The organism is Frankia sp. CeTa3Moorea (genome assembly GCF_978021225.1).
In genome coordinates this window covers 1-3,659 of sequence record NZ_CDXDOR010000262.1, presented here as the reverse complement: position 1 = coordinate 3,659, position 3,659 = coordinate 1, and the positions used below count along the sequence as shown (strand labels likewise).

General features: G+C 72.4%; 2 protein-coding genes. One reads left to right on the top strand and one right to left on the bottom strand.

The genetic code is table 11. The features are described 5' to 3' along the window. On the bottom strand, window positions 1-1,122 hold a 1,122-nt coding region (locus AC08OV_RS23980), incomplete at its 3' end, for an MraY family glycosyltransferase (RefSeq protein WP_476620365.1). Between the two features lie 266 nt (window positions 1,123-1,388). Here AC08OV_RS23980 and AC08OV_RS23975 point away from each other — a divergent pair. Next, the gene (locus AC08OV_RS23975; protein WP_476615818.1) at window positions 1,389-3,617 is read left to right on the top strand and encodes a bi-domain-containing oxidoreductase; all 2,229 of its coding nucleotides are present in this window, start codon (window positions 1,389-1,391) and stop codon (window positions 3,615-3,617) included. Window positions 3,618-3,659: the final 42 nt, after the last annotated feature.

Here is a 3,659-nt window from a genome sequence, read left to right as displayed (position 1 = left end):
GCTTCGACCGGCATCCCCCAGTGGCCGGGTCCCGTCGGTCCGGTCTGTCCTGTCCGGGTTCGCCAGCCGGCGTTGCGACGGGATCGCCGCGCCGGAGGACGGGGCCGCCGCGACGCAGTCCCGTCTCGCCGCGACGCGCTGTGGAGCGTTCAGGTACCCGAGGAGCACCAGCCCGGCTGCCGTGTCGGCGAGCAGGCGAACGGGCAGTGGTCCGTCCGCGGCGAATCCCAAGGCGGCGAGGACCGCCGTCAGGACGCCAACCAGCCCGGTCACCCGGGTGTGTGACCACCCGGCGGTGGTGAGTCGTTGGTAGGCATGGGTGCGGTGGGGCAGGTACCACTGTTCCTTCGCCCGCACCCGGCGTAGCAGGGTCCAGGCGGTGTCGGCCAGATACAGCGCCGTCGGCGCCACGGCGGTCTCCACCGGTATTCCCGCCAGGACCGCCTGCACCGCCAGGACCGCGATCGCGGCTCCCAGCGAATAGCTGCCCACGTCCCCGAGGAAGATGTGGGCCCGCGGAAAGTTGAACGGGCCGAAACCGAGCGCCGCGGCCGCCGTGAGAGCACCGCCGATCGTGATCGCGTCCACGTGGTGGACGGCTCCGAGCACCGTGAACGCCGCCCCGGCCAGGACCGCCGTCGTCACCGAGATGCCGTTGATGCCGTCCATGAAGTTGAAGACGTTGACAAATGCGGTGATCCAGACCGGTGCGATGATCGTGACGAGCAGGACGGTTGTGCCGCTCGGAACCGGGTCGTCGAGCACCGCCCCGAGCACCGTCGTCACCGCGACGACGACGGCCGCGGTGAGGTGCAGGGCCAGCCGGCGCAGCGGGGTGATGCCGCTGAGGTCCTCGACGAGTCCGATCAGGCCGAACGGGGCGATGCCGATGGTCAACGAGAGCAGGTCGCGGGCGTCGCCGTACCCAGGGATGCACACCGCCAGGCCGATGCCCGCGAACAGCCCGAGGACGACTGCGATACCGCCGCCACGCGGGGTCGGGACCTGGTGCGAGGACCGCGCAGTGACCTCGTCGATCGCCGCCATCCGGCGCATGCCGACGATGACGATCGGGGTCGCCGCAAGGGTGACGATGCACGCGGCGGCCGACGCTTCGAGCATGCCGTTCCTCCGGGTCTGACACTTCGGATGAGCGAGGCCGATGTTCATCGCTGAATGTAATGCATCAACTACACTGCGCAGCATGATGCGAGCGTGGGCGCCCCCGACGCCCTCACTTCCCCCGGTCGTACCGAAGACTCGGGCCGACACGCCGGTACGGGCCGACACGCCGGTACGGGTCCGCGAGTGGGTGCGGGTCCGCCTGCCGGCGCCGACCGTCGGCCGGTGCGGCGGCGCCCCAGTGACGCGGTGAAGCAGGTGGCGCGGTGAAGCAGGTGGTGCAGGCGGCGTCCGGCGGGGCGGTGCGCGTCGTCGACGTTCCCGTGCCGGTCATCGGTCCGACCGAGGTGCTGGTGGCGACCGTTGCGACGATCGTGTCCGCCGGCACGGAACGTGCCGTTACCACGCTCGCCCGCTCTGGGCTGCTGACCAAGGCGCGGGCCCGTCCGGACCTTGTCCGCAAGGTCGCGGAGAAGGCGAGGACCGACGGTCTCATCCCGGCCGCGCGTTCGGTCCGGGATCGGCTCGGCGCCGACGTCCCCCTCGGCTACAGCGGATGTGGTCGCGTCGTCGAGGTGGGCTCCGCGGTCGACCGCATCCGCCCCGGTGACCTCGTCGCCACGGGTGGGGCCGGGCGCGCCAACCACGCCGAGTTCCAGGCCGTTCCCGGGCTGCTCTGCGCCCGGGTTCCGGACGGGGTCGACCCGGGGGCGGCGGCGTTCGCCACGATCGGCTCCATCGCCCTGCACGGGCTGCGCCTGGCGGAGGTGGGCCCCGGGGCGAAGGTGGTGGTCGTCGGGCTGGGGCTGGTCGGTCAGCTCGCCGCCCGGCTCGCGCTCGCCAGCGGATGTGACGTCGCCGGCATCGATCTTGCCGATCTGCCGCTGGTCACCGCCGGGGCGAGCGGTGTCCGTGCGCTGCGGGAGTCCGGCGAGGCCACCACCGCCGCGGTCCGCGCCTGGAGCCGGGGCCGTGGTGCCGACGCGGTCCTCATCTGCGCCGCTGGTCGCTCGGCGGAACCGGTCATGCGGGCCACCGCGCTGGCCCGGGACCGGGCGCAGCTGGTCGTGGTGGGTGACGTCGGACTGGGCCTGCTGCGCGCGCCGTTCTACGACAAGGAGCTGACGCTGCGCTTCGCCCGCTCCTACGGGCCGGGGCGGTACGAGCGTGGCTACGAGGACTGGGGGGTTGACTACCCGGCCGGGCAGGTCCGCTGGACCGAGGGACGCAACCAGGAGGCCGTGCTCGACCTGCTCGCGGCCGACCGGCTGCAAGTTGATGATCTCGTCACCCACGCTTTTCCGATCGACGCGGCGCCGCGGGCCTACGAGATCGTCGCCACCCGTAGCGAGCCGTACCTGGGGATCCGTTTCGACTACCCGGCGTCGGCCACCTCCGAACAGGCTGCCCCCGAACAGGCCGGGTCCGCGGTGGCCGGGACCGCACCGGCACACAGCGCGGGCCCGGCCCGGGACCGGTCGGTCAGCCCGCGGCCGCGGGTGCCCCGCCAGCGATCCGCCCCAGCGGGACGTCGGGGCAGCCGGGTCGGCTGGATCGGGGCCGGGACGTTCTCCGGATCGGTTCTGCTGCCCGCGTTCCGGGCGGCCGGGTTCGACCAGTTGGTCACGGTGGCCTCCGCCGGTGGCCGGTCGGCCAGGGCCTTCGCGGACCGGCACGGGTTCGCCGGGGCGGTGGCCGGCGCCGATGCCGTGCTGGACGACGACGACGTCGACGTGGTCGTCATCGCGACGCCGCATGCGACACATGCCGACCTCGCCGCCCGGGCCCTGGAAGGCGGTCGGCACGTATGGTGCGAGAAGCCGCTCGCGCTGAGCCTCGACGAGCTCAACCGGGTGGAGAAGGCGGCGGCGACCGGCGGCGGGGTGCTTGTCGTCGGATACAACCGGCGTTTTTCTCCGGCGGTCACCGCAGCCCGCGCGGCGCTGGCCGACCGGGACGGTCCTCTCACGTTGAGCTATCGGATCGCCGCCGGGCCGGTGTCGGCCGACCACTGGTACAACGACCGGGTCCAGGGTGGCCGGCTGCTCGGCGAGGTCTGCCACTTCGTCGACACCTGTGCCGCGCTCGCCGGCAGCGACGTGGACATGGTGACGGCGCTTGCCGGGCGGGAGGCCGAGCTGTTGCTTGCTCCCGATGTGGCGGTCACGCTCCGGCATGCCGACGGTTCCCTGTCGGCCATCTCCTACAGTTCCGCCCGTCCCCGCGGAGTGCGTAAGGAGCACCTCGAGGCGCTGGCGGGCAGCCGGCACGTCCGCATCGACGATTACCGCGAACTGGTGATCGATGGACGTTCCGCCTGGAAGGGGCCGCAGGACAAGGGGCATCGTGCCGCCGCGGTGGCCTTCCTGCGGATGTGCCGCGGCAGCGACACCGGTGTCACCGCGGAGCTGCTCGCCTCGAGCCGGGCGACCCTCGCGGCCGCTGACGCGCTCGGTGCCGAGGTACCGCGAAGCCCGGCCCGGATGGGTTCCTGAACAGCCGGGAACCGGCTGAAGATTTTTTTGACGAAAGGATTT